The following is a 240-nucleotide window of genomic DNA, read 5'->3' as shown; positions in this document are numbered from 1 at the left end:
CACGTTGTGTATTCACAGGGCGGTTTCGCCCGTTTCAGGAGTCTCTGTGAACCTCAATCCCTCTACATTCACCAAGTGGGCCGCCGCCGGTGTCGTCGCTGCCGGTGCACTTTTCGCTGGGGCGTCAGCGAATGCCCAGGTGAACTGGTCTGTCGGCATCAGTGCTCCGGGCGTGGCGATCGGCGTTGCCGAGCCCGGCCCGGTGTACTACGAGCCAGCGCCCGTCTACTCGCGCCCGGC

General features: G+C 65.0%; 1 pseudogene. It reads left to right on the top strand.

Going from position 1 to position 240, the window contains the following annotated elements:
- Positions 1 to 46: 46 nt before the first annotated feature.
- A pseudogene (locus APY03_RS43150) lies at positions 47 to 240 on the top strand (hypothetical protein); the annotation flags it as partial.

Source organism: Variovorax sp. WDL1 (genome assembly GCF_001541225.1).
In the GTDB taxonomy this organism is placed as follows: Bacteria; Pseudomonadota; Gammaproteobacteria; order Burkholderiales; family Burkholderiaceae_C; genus Variovorax.
The sequence above is the reverse complement of the archived record's forward strand: the minus strand, read 5'-3'. Positions and strand labels throughout refer to the sequence as shown.